The organism is Rhodococcus sp. C-2 (assembly GCF_027854095.1).
Lineage (GTDB): Bacteria > Actinomycetota > Actinomycetes > Mycobacteriales > Mycobacteriaceae > Rhodococcus_F > Rhodococcus_F qingshengii.
This window is the reverse complement of the sequence record NZ_JAQGFI010000001.1, coordinates 492,359-510,586: the sequence shown is the minus strand read 5'-3', so window position 1 is coordinate 510,586 and position 18,228 is coordinate 492,359. Positions and strand designations below refer to the sequence as shown.

General features: G+C 63.2%; 15 protein-coding genes. 6 read left to right on the top strand and 9 right to left on the bottom strand.

Annotation, left to right across the window (positions count from 1 at the left end; all coding sequences use genetic code 11):
* Positions 1–75: 75 nt before the first annotated feature.
* Both PCS43_RS02235 and PCS43_RS02230 read right to left on the bottom strand, forming a co-directional pair.
* Positions 76–615: a carboxymuconolactone decarboxylase family protein gene (locus tag PCS43_RS02235; RefSeq protein WP_209908408.1), complete on the bottom strand. Its 540-nt coding sequence runs from the start codon at positions 613–615 to the stop codon at positions 76–78.
* A 2-nt stretch (positions 616–617) separates the two neighbouring features.
* Positions 618–1,205, bottom strand: coding sequence for a peroxiredoxin (locus PCS43_RS02230; protein WP_003942119.1), 588 nt, complete (start codon positions 1,203–1,205; stop codon positions 618–620).
* A gap of 229 nt (positions 1,206–1,434) precedes the next feature.
* On the opposite strand from PCS43_RS02230, the gene PCS43_RS02225 reads away from it, so the two are divergent.
* Positions 1,435–2,355, top strand: coding sequence for a hydrogen peroxide-inducible genes activator (locus PCS43_RS02225; RefSeq protein ID WP_209908410.1), 921 nt, complete (start codon positions 1,435–1,437; stop codon positions 2,353–2,355).
* A 28-nt stretch (positions 2,356–2,383) separates the two neighbouring features.
* Here PCS43_RS02225 and PCS43_RS02220 read toward each other — a convergent pair whose 3' ends face one another.
* Together PCS43_RS02220 and PCS43_RS02215 are read right to left on the bottom strand one after the other, a co-directional pair.
* A complete protein-coding gene (locus PCS43_RS02220; protein ID WP_209908413.1) occupies positions 2,384–3,784 on the bottom strand; it encodes an FAD-binding oxidoreductase in 1,401 nt (466 codons plus the stop codon).
* 122 nt (positions 3,785–3,906) lie between these two features.
* A complete protein-coding gene (locus PCS43_RS02215) occupies positions 3,907–4,755 on the bottom strand; it encodes a LysR substrate-binding domain-containing protein (protein WP_003942255.1) in 849 nt (282 codons plus the stop codon).
* Positions 4,756–4,811: 56 nt separating this feature from the next.
* Between PCS43_RS02215 and PCS43_RS02210 the strand changes: the two genes are divergently transcribed.
* Positions 4,812–5,219, top strand: coding sequence for a DUF5997 family protein (locus PCS43_RS02210; RefSeq protein WP_007732807.1), 408 nt, complete (start codon positions 4,812–4,814; stop codon positions 5,217–5,219).
* A gap of 53 nt (positions 5,220–5,272) precedes the next feature.
* Here PCS43_RS02210 and PCS43_RS02205 read toward each other — a convergent pair whose 3' ends face one another.
* The 3 genes from PCS43_RS02205 to PCS43_RS02195 form a co-directional block, all read right to left on the bottom strand.
* On the bottom strand, positions 5,273–7,777 hold the full coding sequence (locus tag PCS43_RS02205; RefSeq protein ID WP_209908414.1) for a DEAD/DEAH box helicase: 2,505 nt from the start codon (positions 7,775–7,777) through the stop codon (positions 5,273–5,275).
* 26 nt (positions 7,778–7,803) lie between these two features.
* Positions 7,804–8,841, bottom strand: a complete 1,038-nt coding sequence (locus PCS43_RS02200) for an alpha/beta fold hydrolase (RefSeq protein WP_007732813.1) — start codon at positions 8,839–8,841, stop codon at positions 7,804–7,806.
* Between the two features lie 181 nt (positions 8,842–9,022).
* Entirely contained in the window at positions 9,023–9,982 is a 960-nt protein-coding gene (locus PCS43_RS02195; RefSeq protein WP_209908416.1) for a proteasome assembly chaperone family protein, read from the bottom strand.
* Between the two features lie 355 nt (positions 9,983–10,337).
* Between PCS43_RS02195 and PCS43_RS02190 the strand changes: the two genes are divergently transcribed.
* Positions 10,338–11,093: a sensor domain-containing protein gene (locus PCS43_RS02190; RefSeq protein ID WP_042919947.1), complete on the top strand. Its 756-nt coding sequence runs from the start codon at positions 10,338–10,340 to the stop codon at positions 11,091–11,093.
* Positions 11,094–11,248: 155 nt separating this feature from the next.
* Positions 11,249–12,382, top strand: a complete 1,134-nt coding sequence (locus PCS43_RS02185; RefSeq protein WP_209908418.1) for a DUF4192 domain-containing protein — start codon at positions 11,249–11,251, stop codon at positions 12,380–12,382.
* Here PCS43_RS02185 and galE read toward each other — a convergent pair.
* On the bottom strand, positions 12,379–13,368 hold the full coding sequence (galE, locus tag PCS43_RS02180; protein WP_209908421.1) for a UDP-glucose 4-epimerase GalE: 990 nt from the start codon (positions 13,366–13,368) through the stop codon (positions 12,379–12,381). The two genes, PCS43_RS02185 and galE, sit on opposite strands and share 4 nt — an antisense overlap.
* Positions 13,369–13,376: 8 nt before the next feature.
* A complete protein-coding gene (locus tag PCS43_RS02175; protein ID WP_003942150.1) occupies positions 13,377–14,063 on the bottom strand; it encodes a metal-dependent transcriptional regulator in 687 nt (228 codons plus the stop codon).
* Between the two features lie 176 nt (positions 14,064–14,239).
* Here PCS43_RS02175 and PCS43_RS02170 point away from each other — a divergent pair, with 176 nt between their 5' ends.
* Both PCS43_RS02170 and PCS43_RS02165 read left to right on the top strand, forming a co-directional pair.
* Positions 14,240–15,511, top strand: coding sequence for an acetoin utilization protein AcuC (locus tag PCS43_RS02170; RefSeq protein ID WP_042919945.1), 1,272 nt, complete (start codon positions 14,240–14,242; stop codon positions 15,509–15,511).
* Positions 15,504–18,215, top strand: a complete 2,712-nt coding sequence (locus tag PCS43_RS02165) for a bifunctional acetate--CoA ligase family protein/GNAT family N-acetyltransferase (protein WP_209908423.1) — start codon at positions 15,504–15,506, stop codon at positions 18,213–18,215. Before PCS43_RS02170 ends, PCS43_RS02165 begins: the two co-directional genes overlap by 8 nt.
* Positions 18,216–18,228: the final 13 nt, after the last annotated feature.

Below are 18,228 nucleotides of genomic sequence, written 5' to 3'. Positions count from 1 at the left end.
CACCCTAGCGCGCGAAAAGCCCTCCCCACCTTCACGGTGGGGAGGGCTCGTCGAACTGCACTCAGGTCCGAGTGATCAGACCTGTGCGGCAGAGAGGATCTCGTTGGCTTCGACAGCCTGTGCGACGCCCGCGACGATGGAACCGGCGCGGATCGCTTCGAAGATGACCTCGCGGTCGACACCTTCCTGGCGGAGGGTGTTCTCGTGAGCTTCGAGGCAGTGGTTGCAGCCGTTGATCGCGGACACTGCAAGCGACCACAATTCGAAGTCGGCCTTGTCGACGCCCGGGTTGCCGATGATGTTCATCCGCAGGCCGGCACGAAGATCGTCGTACTTACCGTCGAGGTAGCCCTTGGTGCGGTAGAAGACGTTGTTCATGCCCATGATCGACACTGCGCCGAGAGCGGCGTTGTATGCCTCTGCCGAGAGGTTGTCGGCAGCCTCGGAAGCAATCTCCTTGAGCGTGGACGCAGACTTGGTGGCTGCGGCCGTTGCGAGGAGTGTTCCCCACAACTGCTGCTCGTTCAGGACCGTCGTGCGCGCAATGGAACTCAGGTTGAGCTTGAGGTCCTTCGCGTACTCGGGAAGCGAGTTCTTGAGGTTCTCGACGCTCATACTCAGACGCTCGCAGTCAGGAGCTCGCCGGCGTTGATGGTCGGGTCGCCCTTCTTCCAGTTGCATGCGCACAGCTCGTCGCTCTGGAGAGCGTCGAGGACGCGGAGAACCTCGTCGACGTTACGGCCGACGGAACCGGCTGTGACGGAGACGAACTGGATCTCGTTGTTGGGGTCGACGATGAACGTCGCGCGGTCTGCAACGCCGTCGGCGTTGAGGACGCCGGTGGCCTCGGCAAGCTCGCGCTTGAGGTCCGAGAGCATCGGGAAGGGGAGGGTCTTGAGCTCTTCGTGCTGTGCACGCCACTGGAAGTGCACGAACTCGTTGTCGACGGAAGCGCCGAGAACCTGAGCGTCACGGTCTGCGAACTCTTCGTTGAGCTTGCCGAATGCAGCAATCTCGGTGGGGCACACGAAGGTGAAGTCCTTGGGCCAGAAGAAGACGATGCGCCACTTGCCTGCGTAGTCGTCACTGGTGACGGTGGTGAAGTAGTCATCGGGCTGCTGGGCATCGACCTTGGACAGGTCGCCGCCGATGACAGCCGTGAGGTTGTAAGCGGGGAACTGGTCGCCGATTGTGAGCAGAGCCATGTGTCTCATTCTCCTACGTGTCTCGTGAACAGGAATTTCTTGCGCACACGATCCGGCTGTTCGGACTGTGACGGCCGAACGTGCTGGATCGAGAGGGTTTGTCACCGTCAGCGGGTCGGACGGTTTCGACTGGAGTGTCGAGGTTGTGACCGGCGCTTTTTGGTATGAGTCCATTCTGCATCAAACCGTTCAAAAGGTAAAGGTGATGGGTGGCACTACACTGATAGGCATGTCTGATCAGACTTATCAACCTTCCTTGTCACAGCTGCGTGCCTTCGTGTCAGTCGCCGAGTATCGGCATTTCGGTACTGCCGCAGCGCGTTCCGGTGTGAGCCAACCCACACTGTCGCAGGCGCTGGCAGCTCTAGAGGCGGGGCTGGGAGTCAGACTGATCGAACGCAGTACCCGGCGCGTGCTCGTGACCGCGGACGGACAGCGCTTGCTCGGTCAGGCCAAGCAAATCCTCGAGGCTGCCGACGGTTTCGTCGCGAGCGCGGCCGGCTCCGGCGACTCTCTGACCGGACCGCTACGCATCGGGTTGATCCCGACCGTTGCGCCCTACATTCTTCCGGGGTTGTTGCCGGAGCTGCGCGAGAAGCTGCCGTCGTTGGCGCCGCAAATAGTCGAGGATCAAACGGCGCGCTTGCTTGATGCCCTGCGATCGGGAGCGCTCGACGTCGCGGTGTTGGCGCTTCCTGCCGGAACACCTGGCCTGGTGGAAGTTCCTGTGTACGAAGAGGATTTTGTGATGGTCGTGCCGAACGATCATTCCTTGGCGGAACGTGTCGATCTCACGGCGGACGTGCTCGACGCGCTGCCGTTGCTCTTGCTCGACGACGGCCACTGCCTGCGCGACCAGACGTTGGATCTGTGCCGTTCGGTAGACGCCCATCCGCTTGCCGGCGACACGCGGGCTACCTCTCTTGCGACAGTCGTGCAATGTGTGGCCGGGGGACTCGGGGTGACTTTGGTCCCGGAATCGGCTGTTGCAGTGGAGGTTCGACGCGGGGACTTGTCGACGGCGCGTTTCGCTTCGCCGGCTCCAGGTCGCACGATCGGCGTCGTGTTCCGCTCGTCGAGTGGCCGAGCAGAAGGATTCCGTCAGCTGGCCGAGCTGGTCCGTTCGGTCAGCCCGACGGTTCCTCGATGACGTAACTCGTTCGACGTCGACGTGAAAGCTAGTCGAGAGAGCCTTCTTTCACGGCAATGACGGCTCCGGGATTGAGAATCCCCAGCGGGTCGAGCGCATCCTTGACCTTGCGATTGAGGGCCATGACGTCTTCACCCAACTGTGACGGCAGCCAGTCGCGCTTGAGTCGACCCACCCCGTGTTCGCCGGTGATCGTGCCGCCGAGCGCGATGGCGAGATCCATCACCCGTCCGAATGCGATCTGTGCGCGTTCGGACATGTCCGGGTCTGCGGGGTCGAAGACGATGAGCGGGTGTGTGTTTCCGTCTCCGGCGTGCGCCACCGTGCAGATCAGGACGTCGAGGTCGTCGGCGATGGCTTCGACCCCGGTTACCAGCTGGGGGAGTGCGCGCATGGGAACGCCCACGTCTTCGAGAAGCAGACTTCCCATCGCGAGCACGGCCGGGAACACCGCTCGCCGTGCCGCCGCAAAAGCGTCACCTTCGGCCTGGTCATCGGTGGCGAATACTTCGGTGGCTCCGTTGTTTTCGCACGCCTGAACAATCGTCTCGATTTCCAGCACGCCTGCCGCGCCGGGTGCGTCGGACTGCGCGAGCAGTAGTGCGTGAGCCTTGCGGTTCAGACCCATGCGTACCGAATCCTCGACAGCATTGATACTGGCGTGATCCATGAACTCGAGCATCGCCGGACGCATGTTGCTGGTGATCGCCAAGACCGCGTCGGCAGCTTCTTGTACCGAGTCGAACGACGCGACGACGGTTGATGCGGGCGGCTGCGCGGGAATCAAACGCAACGTGATTTCCGTGATGATGCCGAGAGTGCCCTCGCTGCCCACGAACAGTTTGGTGAGTGAGAGTCCGGCGACGTCCTTGAGAAGGGGACCTCCGAGGCTGACAGCTGCACCGTCCGCCAGCACGACCCGGAGTCCGAGAACGTAGTCGGTGGTAACTCCGTACTTGACGCAGCAGAGTCCGCCGGCGTTGGTGGCTGCATTGCCGCCGATGGAACAGATTTCGAAGGATGACGGGTCGGGTGGGTACCAGAGTCCGTGCTCTGCGGCTGCTTTCTTGACCTCCGCATTCATCAAACCGGGCTGAGCAACCGCCACCCGGGCGACCGGGTCGATCGTGATCTGTCGCATTCGCTCGGTGCTGACCACTATGCAACCGTCGACGGCGCTGGATCCACCGGACAGGCCCGAGCCGGCACCTCTGGGAACCACCGGCACGCGGTTGGCGGTTGCCCAGCGCATCACTGTTTGGATGTCTTCGGTGCACGTAGCGCGAACCACGGCAGCGGGATGGCCGGCGGTCGGATCGGCGGCCCAGTCCTGGCGGTAGCCCGCGGTCACGTCCGGATCCAGCAGGACGGCTCCCTCGGGGAGTGCCGCTACCAATTCGTCGAGGGCTGAAGAACTCGCGGGAGTCATACTCTCATCATGCTCGACGGAGTTCGACGATGCGCCAATTCGCGAGACCACAGTCCGAGTCTGTCGCGCCTGATCAGTTCAGCATTGTCCGGCAGCGATCCTCCGAGTTGCCAGTTGAAGCCCTAGCGGCCCTTCTGCTTTCCGGAGAACCGGCCACCCGAACTCTTGGTCCCACCGGACTTGCCGCTGCCTGATTTGCCGCCCGCCTTGGCCTTACCGGAACCGGCGTTGCGTCCGGATATGTTCTTTGCGGTGCCGGCGCCCTTAGCTTTCTGCCCGTTCTTGGCAGCTTCTGCGCGACGCTCGCGGGCCGCGATCTTGGCCTTGACGGAGCCCTTGATCTTCTCCGCCGGCTCACCGTTTCGGCCGCGGGAACTCTGCGCCGTTCGGCCCCGCACGATGCCGATAAGTTCCTCGACCAGATCTGTGGTCTTGGACTCCATCCATGCCAAAGCCACAGGAGCCTCGGGCGCACCGTCCACCGGACGGAAGGTCAGGTCCTTGCGATGGTGGAACCGCGCCAGCGAATGGGGAACCACGACAACTCCGACACCGGCGGCCACCAACTCGATGGCGTCGGCGATGGTCGCGGGTCGCTCGGCGGCGGTCTTTCCGGGACGGGTCGGCCAGTCGAGTCTGTCGTCGAGAGGATCGAGCACTATCTCGTCGGCCAGATCGTCGACGGAAATCTGATCGACAGTAGTGAATACGTGATCCTTCGGTACCACCACCACCGGGGTTTCCGCGTACAGCGAGATGGCGCTGATGCCGGTCCGGTCGATCGGCAGTCGAACCAAACCTGCATCTGCTTCACCGGCGCGAAGTGCAGCTTCGAGTTCGAGAACCGGGAACTGAACAAGTTCCAGACGCACCTCGGGGAGCCGCTCGTGCCACACCCGGACCCACTTGGTGGGCGTCACCCCCGGGGCGTACGCGAGTCGAAAAATTGCCTGACTATCCGCGTCTGTCACCAGGCAAGGCTACCGCCTTGGTAAAAGCACCCGTATCGGCTGGTTACTCTTGTTGCATGACGTCGAACAAAACTCCCCAGACGATGAAGCCGACGACGGCTGCCAAGAAGCTGGGTGTGTACCTGGAAGCAACACCTGCGCAGTTCCAGGAAGGCGACGTGACTCGTGACGAGCTGACCGCTCTGCAGACCGATCCGCCGGAGTGGCTGCTGGAGCTGCGACGCACCGGACCGCACCCTCGCCCGGTCATCGCCGCCAAGCTGGGCGTATCGATCGCCGGGCTGGCCCGCGGCGGCGTCGAAGAAGCACTCACCACGGATCAGATCGCCGCACTCCTCGAAGAGAAGCCCGAATGGCTCGAAAAGGAACGCGCTGTTCAGGCCGAGGTGCGGGCCGAGAACGTTCGCATCAAGGAAAAGCGCGCTGCTCGCCGCAACCAGCCGCGGAAGGCTCGAAGGGGCTGACGCCCCCTGTGCGCCTTTTTGGTAGCGCCGACTACCAGAAAGGCGCACAGGCGCTAGCCTTCTACGACGCTCAGCTCGTCGAACACGATTTCACCCGCGGCATCCGATTCCGGGATGTCGACGACGGCAAGCAGTGCCCATCCGTGATCGCCCTCCGGATCCTCGAGCACCTGCCGCACCCGCCAGAACTCACCCTCTTCGGTGACCTGGAAGAGCGCCGGCCCGCGCGCCGATGGCCCGGTTCCGATTGTTGCGTACTCCTCGAAGTACGGGAGTAGTTGCTCCTCCCACTCGGCGGCGTCGATACCGTCCTCGAGGTTTTCCAGCTCGTTCCACTGCCGACGCGACGCGAGGTCGATGCGTCGGAACATCGCATTGCGCACCATGACGCGGAATGCGCGCGGGTTCGCCGAGATGGGACGGGGAATGTCGGCGCCGAACGCAACCTCTTCCGTATCTGCCTCGGCTCCGGGGTCGGTGAGTGACTCCCATTCGTCGAGCAGGCTCGAGTCGACCTGACGGATCAGCTCGCCCAACCACTCGATGATGTCTTCGAGTTCCTCGGTGCGCGCTTCCGTCGGGACGGTCTGTCGCAGCGCGCGGTAGGCGTCGGCGAGGTAGCGCAGGACGAGGCCCTCGGACCGGGTGAGTCCGTAATGGCTTATCAACTCGGCAAACGTCATGGCGCGTTCGATCATGTCGCGCACCACGGACTTGGGGGAGAGGGCGAACTCGGTGATCCACGGGTGGCCACCCCGGTACATTTCGAAAGCCGGGAACAGCAAGTCCGACAACGGTTTCGGCCACGTAACCTCTTCGAGGAGTTCCATGCGCTCCTCGTACTCGATGCCGTCGGCCTTCATCTGCGCAACCGCTTCGCCACGAGCGAAGTGCTGCTGCGCCATCAGAACCTGACGCGGATCGTCGAGCGTCGACTCGATGATCGAGACGACATCGAGTGCGTAACTGTCGGATTCGACGTCGAGAAGTTCGAATGCCGCCAAGGCGAACGGTGAGAGTGGCTGGTTCAAGGCGAAGTCGCGTTGCAGGTCCATCGTCAACCGAGCCATGCGGCCGTACTCGTCGGGTTCGTCGAGGCGTTCCACGATGCCGGCGCTGAGCAATCCGCGATACAGCGAGATCGCTTTGAGAATGTGCTTGCGCTGCGCCGGACGCGATTCGTGGTTGTCCTCCAACAGGTGCCGCATCGCGTCGAAGCAGTTACCCGGGCGGGCAATGACATTGAGCAGCATCGAGTTGCTGACCGAGAATCGCGACACCAACGGCTCGGGCGATGCGGCGACCAAGCGATCGAACGTCGCTTCGCTCCAGGACACAAACCCCTCGGGAGCCTTCTTGCGTTGAATCTTTTTGATCTTCTTCGGATCGTCGCCGGCCTTGGCGACTGCCCGCAGATTCTCTACTTCGTGTTCCGGTGCCTGGACGACGACGGTGCCCATCGTGTCGTAGCCTGCACGACCCGCGCGACCGGCGATCTGATGGAACTCGCGGGCTTTCAGATGCCGAGTACGGACGCCGTCGTACTTGGCCAGACCCGTGAGCAGCACCGTGCGGATCGGGACGTTGATGCCGACGCCGAGGGTGTCGGTACCGCAAATCACCTTGAGAAGCCCGTCCTGTGCGAGAACTTCGATGAGCCGTCGGTACTTGGGCAGCATGCCCGCATGGTGAACGCCGATGCCGTGCCGGACCAGGCGGGAGAGTGTTTTTCCGAACCCGGTGGTGAAGCGGAAACCACCCAGCGCCTCGGCGATCGCTTCCTTCTCTTCTTTGGAACAGAAGTTGACGCTCGTCAGTGCCTGGGCGCGTTCGAGGGCGGCGGCCTGCGTGAAATGCACGATGTAGACGGGGGACTGGTTGGTGGTCACCAGAGCTTCGATGGTTTCGCCGACCGGCGTGGTCGCGTACGAGAACATCAGCGGCACGGGGCGTTCTGTGCCGGAGACGACGGTGGTGGGTTTCCCGGTACGCCGCGTCAGATCTTCGGAGAAGAAGTCGACCTCACCGAGAGTTGCCGACATCAACAGGAACTGGGCGTGCGGCAACTCGATGAGCGGAACCTGCCACGCCCAACCTCGATCGGGTTCGGAGTAGAAGTGGAACTCGTCCATCACGACCTGGCCGATATCGGAGTTCGGGCCCTCGCGCAGTGCAAGATTCGCGACGATTTCGGCCGTCGCACAAATGATCGGCGCCGACGAGTTCACGGCGGCGTCGCCAGTCATCATGCCGACGTTCTCGGCACCGAAGACCTCACACAGTGCAAAGAACTTCTCGCTCACCAAGGCCTTGATCGGCGCTGTGTAATAGGTGCGCTTGCCGAGCGACATCGCATAGAAATGCGCGCCGATCGCCACCATCGACTTGCCTGACCCGGTCGGCGTCGCAAGGATCACGTTTGCACCCGAGACCAACTCCATGACGGCCTCTTCTTGGGCCGGGTAGAGCGTCAAACCTCGTTCGATGGTCCACGAAGAGAAGGCGTCGAAAACGGAATCAGGATCCGCGTTGTCGGGGAGAAGTTCCGTCAGCAGCACTCGTACAGGCTAGCCGCAACCGTAGATCAGGTTGCGCTTCGCTCGTCCGAGCCCATGGCGTCGAGCACCGCCATGCGGGTGGACGACGTTCCGGTGATGGTGTTCTCGCCGACCCCGGAGATCAGCATGTGGCGCCAGCGAGCCTCGTCGAAGACGAGTGGTGCGGTGCTGGAAAGAAAATCTTCGACGATCTGCAGGAAACGCATCGGATCGTCGCGGAACGGGAAGTGGCCCGAGCCGCGGAAGACTTCGAGGCGTGAGTTCGGCATCGCCGCGTGCGCGAGGTGAGCGTGGGAGACGGGAATGACGGAGTCGTCGTCGCCCCAGATCAGTTGAACCGGCAGATTCTCGGTCAGATAACAGCGGTCGAGCATCGTGACGACCTGTCCGCGCCAGTCCACGACGGCCCGCAGCGTACGAAGGTAGGCCTCGTAGGCAGTGGGGTCGGGGAGATCAGCGAGCACGCGAATCAGGTCCGGTGTGTCATGCAACATGGTGCCGGGACGCAGATTTGAACCGTGAACTACGCCGGCAAGGTTCCCGGCCATCCGGACGAGCGGCATCGCACCAGGTATCCGGAGCAGCTTTACCACCTCGTTGACCACCGGAACGGACATGAGGCGAAGCAGCGGATGGACGTCCTTGGTGACGCCACCGGCCGAGACCAGCACGAGGCGATCCACCATGTGTGGGAATTGGTAGGAGAACTGCATCGCTACGCCGCCGCCGAGCGAGTGCCCGATGACGGTGACGTGCTCGATGCCGAGCGTCGACAGAAGATCCCGCATGCCGTTGGCGTACGCGGCTACCGAGTAATCCGCGCGTGGCTTGTCGGAACGGCCGTGACCCAACAGGTCAGGTGCGATGACCGTGTACTTCTTGGCGAGGTGGGGAATGATCTCGGTCCACGTCGACGAGTTGTCGCCGATTCCGTGCAGGAGCAGTACTGCCGGACCCTCGCCGGCTATCCGAAATGCGCGTCGGTAGCCGTGAATCGTCCGGAACATCATCCGCGGTTCCTCGTCGGGGACCGGTCGGAGCTGACGGTTCCGTGGTCTGCTCATGTCGCCTCCTGGCTCGGCGTGTGACCACGTTGACTGTCTGCTCCAGTTGTTGAGCCGTCAACGAAAATCACACAGAGTTTGAGGCTATCCGACGGATGTGTCCTGAACAACAGCCCAGGTAACGGAGGGGTTGCGGAATGCGCACAATGTCGAATTATGCGCCCCGCCCGTCACATTTTCGTCAGTTGTCGCCTCGATCGAGGTCTCCATCTGAGCCGAAGTCGTCATTTCCTGCCTGTTCGGCCAGGAACTTTTCGAACTCTGCGCCGATCTCGTCACCGCTGGGAAGGTCGGCCTCGCCGGCCAGAAGGGACGACTGTTGTTCCTGAGCGGCGACAAAAGTGTCGTATTGACGCTCCAAAGCGTGGACTACAGTCTGAACTTCTTCGTTCCCGGCTATGTGCTCGTTAACCTGTTCCCGAACGCGCGCCGCGGCCTCACCCAGTGCCACCAAGGGCAACTCCAGATCCGAAACCTCGGAAACGTTTTCGAGCAAAGTTTCTGCGGCGCCCGGGTAGTCCGTTTGCGCGAGGTAGTGGGGGACATGCACCGAAAAGCCCATCGCCTCGTGCCCGTGCTGAGACATACGAAGCTCGAGCAGTGATGATGCGCTGCCGGGAACCTGCAGTTCACCTGACCAACGCTGATGGTCCTGGATCAGGTCCTTGTTGGTCGAATGTGCTGTCACACCGAGCGGTCGGGTGTGCGGGATTGCCATCGGAATCGCGTTGAGCCCGATGGTTCGACGCACTCCCAACTGTTCGGACAACAGTCGAACAGCTGTGGTGAACCGCTCCCACTTGAGGTCCGGTTCCATCCCGGCAAGCAGCAGGAACGGCGTGCCGGCCGTATCGCGCAGTGCGTACAGATTGAGCGCCGGAGCGTCGTAATCGGAGAAATGATCGGCCTTGAACGTCATCGTCGGTCGACGTGAGCGGTAGTCGATCAGCTCGTCGACAGCAAACGACGCGACAAGCTCGGTCTCGAGGCTTTCGCGCAGATGCGTCGTCGCCAATTTCACGGCGTGACCGGCGTCGGAGTAACCCTCGAGTCCGTGAATCAGGATCGGCCCCTGGCCGTCGGCAGCCGCCAACTGGGGCGCCGGAAATTCCAGCTCGTACATCCTCGACTGTTCGTCCATCGCAGTCCCCTTCGCTCTTCGGTCTTGATCTCAAGTGTCCACTATCGGCGCACGCGCGACAGCATCGGAGTCAGGTGCCCGACAGCACTGGATCAGACGTTCATCGGTAAGAACACCGAGTCGGTGACCGATCATTCCCGATCAGATGAGACGGGCGTTCGCCGAGAGCGAAGCTGAGCGGTATCTTTCGACACTTGGCCTGGGCGTTCGTTAGATGTCGGGTGCGCGGCTTCGGACATGGCAGAGTGGAACACAAGGTCGGCACGGCCGATTTGTCCGAAATGGATTGGTCGATTGTCGGGATCGGTCGAGTGCGGAGGCTTACATGCGGGTGTGTCCACGATCGTCCAGGCGAGTGGCCGCATGCTCACTTGCTGCGGTGGCCGCCGTTGCACTACTCGCGGGCTGCTCCGGGTCTGTCCAAGGAGCACCCGTTCCGGACTCCGCGCCGGCGACTGCCGGTGCGACCGACAGCGGCACGGCGGCGCCGAGTACGACGGCTGCACCCAAATCCTCGACGCCGAAATCCACCTCTCCGAAAACGGCGGCACCGCTGTCCGAACTGCTGCTGACTCCCGAGGAATTCCCCGAGCCCTTCGGCGCTGTTGTGCTGCCCCCGCAAGCCGTTCCGATGGCAGCGCCGGATCTAGTCGGCGTCCCGCGCGGTGCCACCGTCGATCCGTCCGAATGTGAGCCACCGGAACAGGATTACGGTCCGAACGGGACCGTGATGGCGGTCGGGACCGACAACGCGACGAGGGCAACGATTTCGGTCGAACTCACGAAGGTCGATGCACCACTGGACGAGTTGGAAGCGCAAACTCGGCAGTGCCCGTCCATGACTGTCACTGCGAACGGCGTCACTACGACAGTGACGACGGAAATTCTTCCGCCGTCGCCGATCGATGCCGACAAGACGATGTCACTTCGCCGCACTGTCGTGTCCCCCAAGGCCACAGCCGGTGATCAGACGATGCTGACCTTGATCGCGCAGGTCGGCGACGTACGGGTGGCGACAACACTGATGACGTTCGGTTCTGCGACGCCCTCGACGGCACCGCTGGATCAAGCGTTCACCGCAGCCGTGCAGAAGGTCAAAGCAGGCAAGTGATTTCGCAGCACACAGGTCCGACAAGTAGCGGAGCTGCTCGGTGCGGCGCGGTACTTGGTCCCCAACAAATGCGGTAATCCACAGACGACTTGGACGCAGCTGTTTTCCCTGGTCGAGCAGACGGCCGGGTCAGGGTGATCAGCGACGGTGTGTGCATGACGACATCACCTCTTCCGGGAGAATTCGAATTCTCCGACGACGACCTTGCCGCCCTTCTCGGATGCGTCGAACGCGTCTCCGATCCAGGCGAATTGATCGCGGCAATACCCGCACTCCTGGGCTTCCATCCGTCCAACTCTGTGGTTGCGCTGTCTCTGATGGGCGCCTCCGCCTCGACGCTCGGACCAGTGATGCGGCACGACTACTTTCCCAGTGTCAGGGGAAAGCCCGCGAGGCAGATGAGCGCGGCGCTGCGCCAGTTCGCCGCCGTCTGTGACGGGGAAGGCGCGCGTGCGGTCGTTCTCGTGGTGATCACCGATTGCTCGGCAGCTGAAACTCTGATCGATGAAACCATCGAGCTGGCCGAGGTATTCGAAGACATGCTCGGCGGAACCTGCGTCGAGCTGGCCGACGTATTGTGCACGGCCGCAATAGAATCTGGCCAGCCGTGGACGAGCGTCATGCGTTCGATTCACCGCGGCACCCTGCCAGACCCGGCATCTTCGTCGGTTGCAGCAGCACAGGTGTTGGGCGGGAGGGTCATTCGCCGTTCGCGTGAGGAACTGGTCCGGTGGGTACACGGCGCCGCTCGCAATCACGACACGATTGCCCGACTGATCGCGAGCCGACGAGAGTCGAGCGCGCACAGTGGGGGACCGAGCGGTGAAACCGCAGTTCAGTGCCGGATCGATCTGGTGTTGGAACACGTCCGCCGTGTCGAGGCAGGCGCTCACCGCCCTGACCCGCAGGAATGCGCCGATCTGGTGGTCGCATTGACGGACGTACGCGTGCGCGACGTGGTGCTGGGATTGGCGATCACGTCCGTTGCGGCACATGCTGAGCAATTGTGGCTCCTGCTCACCCATGAAGTCCCGTTGCCCGAACGAGCTTGGCCGGCAACACTTCTCGGCTTCTTTGCATACGTGCGTGGCGACGGACCTCTGGCAGGTGTTGCGCTGTCGGCCGCGCTGTCGGCCGATTCGGAACACACCTTGGCGGGATTGCTGGATCTATCGCTGCAATCCGGTATGCGCCCCGACGGAATCCGTGACCTCGCGGCCGTCGGATTGTCCATCGGGGAATCGCTCGGAATCACCGGCTTGCCGCCGGCACTGCCGAATGGAAGCTAGCGAGCAGCGTGTGAGCGGTCGCCCAGATCCTGGAGGAACTGCCATGCGTCGGCGACGATGACGTCGAGATCGGTACGCGTGGGCGTCCAACCCAGCTCGGCCATCGCCTTGTCGCTCGATGCGATCAGTACTGCCGGATCACCCAGCCGTCGTGACGCGTCCTCGACGTTGATCGGCAGGCCGGTGACCCGCGCACAGGCGGCGATCACCTCGCGCACGCTGAAGCCGGCACCGCTTCCGAGGTTGTAGATGCGGTGCTCGCCGGGAACCGAGGATTCGAGCGCCAGTAGATGTGCTTCGGCGAGGTCCAGCACGTGGATGTAGTCGCGTACCGCGGTTCCGTCCGGCGTGGGCCAGTCGGTTCCGAAGACCGAGATCTTGTCCCGCTGTTCGAGCGCGACCTGCAGGACGAGTGGAATCAGGTGGGTTTCGATCACCCGGTTCTCGCCGGCGGACTTGTACGCACCTGCGACGTTGAAGTAGCGCAAGCTCGTCGCACCGAGGCCGTGGGCGATCGAGTACGAGGTGATCGCATGATCGATCGCGAGCTTGGTCGCGCCGTACGGATTGGTGGGGCGGGTCGGAGCGGTCTCCACGATGGGGGACTGCTCCGGTTCGCCGTACGTAGCGGCGGTGGACGAGAACACGAGGCGGGGAGTACCGGAGACACGGATAGCCTCGAGCAACTCGATGGTCGTGACGACGTTTCCGCGCCAGTACTTTTCAGGGTGAAGCACCGATTCGCCCACCAGCGACTGCGCTGCGAAGTGAAGCACACCGTCGAAAACCGGTGAACCCGCACTGCCGAGGACGTCGGCAGCAAGCGCTCCCACGTCTCCTTCGATGAACTCGGCACCGGCAGGCACCGCGTCGGCATTTCCGGTGGAGAGGTCGTCGATGACGACAACCTCGTGTCCACGCTCGAGCAACACAGTGCTGCATACACTGCCGACGTAACCGGCGCCGCCGGTGACCAGGAGTTTCATCTACTTCCTCAGACCTGCTTGACCTGAACGGCGTGAGCCATTTCCTCGGACAGGTCGAACCCGCTGTGACCCGGCACGATGATCGTCACCGAGCCCGGACGGGTTTCGACCGTCACCCTGGCGTCGGGAACGACGCCGGCGTCACGCAGCTGCGCGATCACCTCGGGATCGGACTGCACGTGCTCGGCCAGTCGCCGAACGACCACAGCTGTCTGTGCGCCGTGCGGAATATCGGTCAGGCGCACCAATGTTTCGGTGGTGGCAACCGGGCCGTCGAGTCCCAACTGGTCCAAGCCCGGAATCGGGTTGCCGTAGGGCGACGTCGTGGGGTTGTTCAGAACGACGACGAGCCGACGCTCGACCTCCTCGCTCATCACGTGCTCCCAACGGCATGCCTCGGCATGTACGTCTTCCCATTTGAGACCGATGACGTCCACCAGCAGGCGCTCTGCCAACCGGTGCTTACGCATGACAGAGATCGCGAGATCGCGACCCTTGTCGGTGAGTTCCAGATGTCGATCGCCGGCGACCATCAGCAAGCCGTCACGCTCCATACGCGCAACAGTCTGGCTGACGGTGGGTCCGCTCTGTTCGAGCCGTTCGGCGATCCGCGCCCGGAGTGGGACTACGCCCTCTTCTTCCAAGTCGTAGATCGTCCGGAGATACATCTCCGTGGTGTCGACTAGATCCTTCACACTCAACCCCTTCGTCAGTTGATCATTCTACCGTTCAGTTCGTGGTTCCGGTGCCGCCTCCACCGCGGCGAGTCCAGCGCGTGTCCGAATTGGATTCGTGTCACTCGATCTCGGTCTCCGAAGCGGGCCACGAGTGTGGTGTGCAGCACGAAACGAGGAGGAAGTAGCGTGATCCCATGACCGCGTCGATCAGATCTGACGGGGACCCCGCGGCGTCTCGAGCGAATCGAGTCGTGGTGTGGAGTCCGGAGTACCTGAGCTATCGGTGGAGCGCCGATCACCCGATGAATCCCACTCGCCTCGATCTCACGATGGCACTCTCGCGAAGCCTCGGACTTCTCGAGGGCATCGAATTTCTCGAACCGAGTGCCGCGTCCGATGCCGACCTCCTCAGAATCCACACACCGGCATATCTTGCAGCGGTCAAAGACGCGGGTAACTCTGCGAACAACGGTGTGAGCGGCCAGGATGTTCCCCACGGGCTCGGTACCGAGGACAACCCGGTCTTCCCGCACATGCACGAAGCCAGTGCGATCCTCGCCGGCGGCTCGCTGGCCGCAGCGCAGGAAATCGCTTCGGGACGTACGAGGCGCGCGGTCAGCATCGGCGGCGGCATGCACCACGCGATGGCGGATTGGGCCTCTGGATTCTGCGTCTACAACGATGCGGCGGTTGCGATTTCGTGGCTGCTCGACAACGGCTACGACCGCATCGCCTACATCGACGTCGACGCTCACCACGGCGACGGAGTGCAACATGCGTTCCTCGGGGACCCTCGGGTGCTCACGGTCTCGCTGCATCAGCACCCGGCAACCTTGTGGCCGAACACCGGATGGTCGAGCGAAGTCGGCGACGGGGCCGCCGAAGGTACGGCGGTGAACATCCCGGTGCTGCCCGGAACCGTCGACGCGTTGTGGCTGCGTGCATTTCACGCCGTCGTCCCGGGAGCCATTGCAGCCTTCCGCCCGCAGATCATCATCAGCCAGTGCGGAGTCGACTCGCACCGCGAGGACCCGCTCGCGGATCTCGCCCTCACCGTCGACGGTCAGCGCGCCGCGTTTTTGGCGATGCGTGACCTCGCCGACCGCTACTCCGAGGGGCGGTGGCTGGCAGTCGGAGGCGGGGGATACGGACTGGTGCGCGTCGTGCCGAGGGCATGGACTCACTTGATCGCTGCAGCGCTCGATCGCGAGATCGACGTCGACATCGCTGTCCCCGAAGACTGGAAGGAATCGACGAAGCTGCGAGCGCCGAGCGTCGACCTCCCGCCGACCATGGGGGACGGCGGTGATGTCGCCTACACGCCGTGGGACGGCCCGGGTGGTACACCGGAGACAGGTGTCGCCTCGGTGGACCGTGCACTCACCCGCATCGACTCGGCGATCATCGCGACACGTCGCGCTTCGTTCCCGCTACTCGGACTCGACCCGGAGGATCCCCGTGACTGAACAGTCCGATACCGAAGCTGCCGGCGGCGAGGCGAGCGGCCAGGCGCCGAAGACCGACCCCGCTCACACCTATCCCCATTCCTGGGTAGTCGATGTTCTCGCCTCCGACGGCGGAGCGGTGGCGTTGCGACCCATCGTTCCCGAAGACGCGGACAAGCTCGTCGAATTCCACGGCAAACTCTCCGAGCGCACCCGGTATCTGCGCTACTTCGGCCCGTACCCCACGATGTCGGCGCGCGACGTCAAGAACTTCACGACGGTCGACCACCACAACCGTGTGGCGTTCGTGATGATGCTCGGCGACGAGATCATCGCGGTGGGTCGATACGAGCGACTGCTCGACGTCGGTGACGGAAAGTCTGCCGAGGTCGCCTTCGTCGTCGCCGACGCACACCAGGGGCGCGGCCTCGGCCCGATCCTGCTCGAGTACCTGGCAGCGGCAGCGGCCGAGAACGGTCTGACGATGTTCGTCGCCGAGGTCCTCTCCGAGAACCGCAACATGGTGACGGTGTTCCGTGAGGCGGGGTATCAGGTGAGCCGCTCTTTCGACGGTGGCGTGCTGAGACTCGAATTCGCGATCGACCCGACGGAAGCGCTTGTTTCAGTACGCAATTCGCGTGAGCGGGCAGCTGAGGCCCGCAGCATGGGAAACGTGCTCAGCCCGCGATCGGTGGCGGTGATCGGCGCATCAGCGGACCCGGCCAAAGTGGGTAACGCGGTGTTGACCAACCTGCTGCGCGGCGGATTCACCGGACCGGTCTATCCCGTCAACGCGGAGCATCGTTCGGTACACGGCGTTCGGGCATATCCGACGGTTCGTGACATCCCCGACGACGTCGATCTCGCCGTCGTGGCTGTACCTGCAGAATCGATCAATTCGGTACTCGACGACTGCCTCGACAAGGGCGTCAAAGCGCTGGTGGTCGTCTCGTCGGGCTTCAGTGAGAGTGGTCCGGACGGGCGCTCGTCCGAACGCAAACTGGTCCATGCAGCGCGCGCTCACGGTATGCGCCTCATCGGCCCGAATGCGCTGGGTGTCGCGAACAACGACCCGGCGATTTCGTTGAATGCGACGCTCGCGCCGGTCTTGCCGGTGGCAGGCAACGTCGGCTTCTTCTGTCAGTCCGGCGCGCTCGGTATCGCCATTCTCGACGAAGCCGCTCGCAGCCGAATCGGATTGTCCGCCTTCGTTTCCGCCGGTAACCGTGCGGACGTCTCGGGTAACGACCTTCTGCAGTACTGGGATTCCGACCAGTCCACCGAAGTGGTCCTTCTCTATCTGGAGAGCTTCGGCAACCCACGGAAGTTCTCTCGCATCGCGCGTCGAGTTGCGCGGAAGAAGCCGATCGTCGCGGTGAAGAGCGGTCGGCACGCGGTTCCGCCGGTGCTCGCCGCCACCGGAGTCGAGATCGACGATTCGATCGTCCGCGCCCTCTTCGAACAGGCGGGCGTCATTCAGGTCGGGTCCATTTCACAATTGTTCGACTGCGCCTTGCTCTTCGGATACCAACCGTTGCCCGCCGGCCCACGGCTTGCGGTCATCGGCAACTCGACCGCGCTCGGTGTCCTTGCTGCGGACGCGGCCCGCAGTGAAGGTCTGCAGGTCAGCGACCCGGTCGACCTCGGCGCCCAGGCGAGTCCGGAACTGTTCGCCACTGCCGTGCGCGACGCTTTGGCGTCGTTCGACGTCGATGCCGTCATCGCCGTCTTCGTTCCTCCGGTAGCCATTCCGGTCGAGCCGTTCGCGAAAGCACTCAAGGACGCCGTCGCAGGCTCGGACAAGCCGATTCTCACCACGTTCCTCGCAGCTGAGGGTGTGCCGGACGTCCTGGCAGTTCGTGACGAAGTCGGTAACCCGACCCGCGGTTCGGTGCCGTCCTACCCGGGGCCGGAGCGTGCCGCCCTGGCGTTGGCGAGGGCTTGGCGATATGCGGAGTGGCGCAGCAAGCCTGCGTCGAAGGTGGTTCGCCCCGTGGGTATCGACTCCGAGCGAGCCCAGAAGATGGTGGCAGATTGGCTTGAAAACTCTTCTGGCCGTTGGCTTTCAGATGTGGAAGCGGCGGCGCTGCTCGAGTGTTACGGGGTCGCCGTCGTCGAATTCCGTTCGGTCCTGAGCGAAGACGAAGCAGTAGAGGCAGCGGATGCTGTCGGCTACCCGGTCGCGGTCAAGGCAACCGGCGAAATGTGGCGACACCGACCGGATCTGGGCGGCGTCAGGCTGGATCTGAGTGGACCGGAATCGGTGCGCCTCGCTTACCGAGATCTTGCGGCAGCGTCGGGTGAACCGCTGCTGCACGTGCAGAAAATGGCAACCAAGGGCATCGGATGTGTGGTTGGTGTCCAAGACGACCCGTCGTTCGGTTCGCTGATCTCGTTCGGGCTTGCCGGTGTGATCTCCGATCTCCTCGGTGACCGTGCCTATCGCGTACTGCCTCTCACCGAGGACGCTGCTACGGAATTGATCGACGCGCCCAAGGCCGCGCCGCTTCTCTCCGGATACCGCAACGCCGTTCCGGTCAACAAGGGTGCGTTGGTTGATCTGGTCCAGCGCATCTCGGCGCTGGCCGACGACATTCCCGAAGTCCGCGAACTGGCCTGTGAGCCGGTACTCGCTTCGGCTACCGGCGCGGAGATCACCGATTCACGTGTCCGAATCGGACCTGAGCCGAGCGCAATCGACCTGGGGCCCAGGCGGCTGCGGTAGACACAGCGAACAA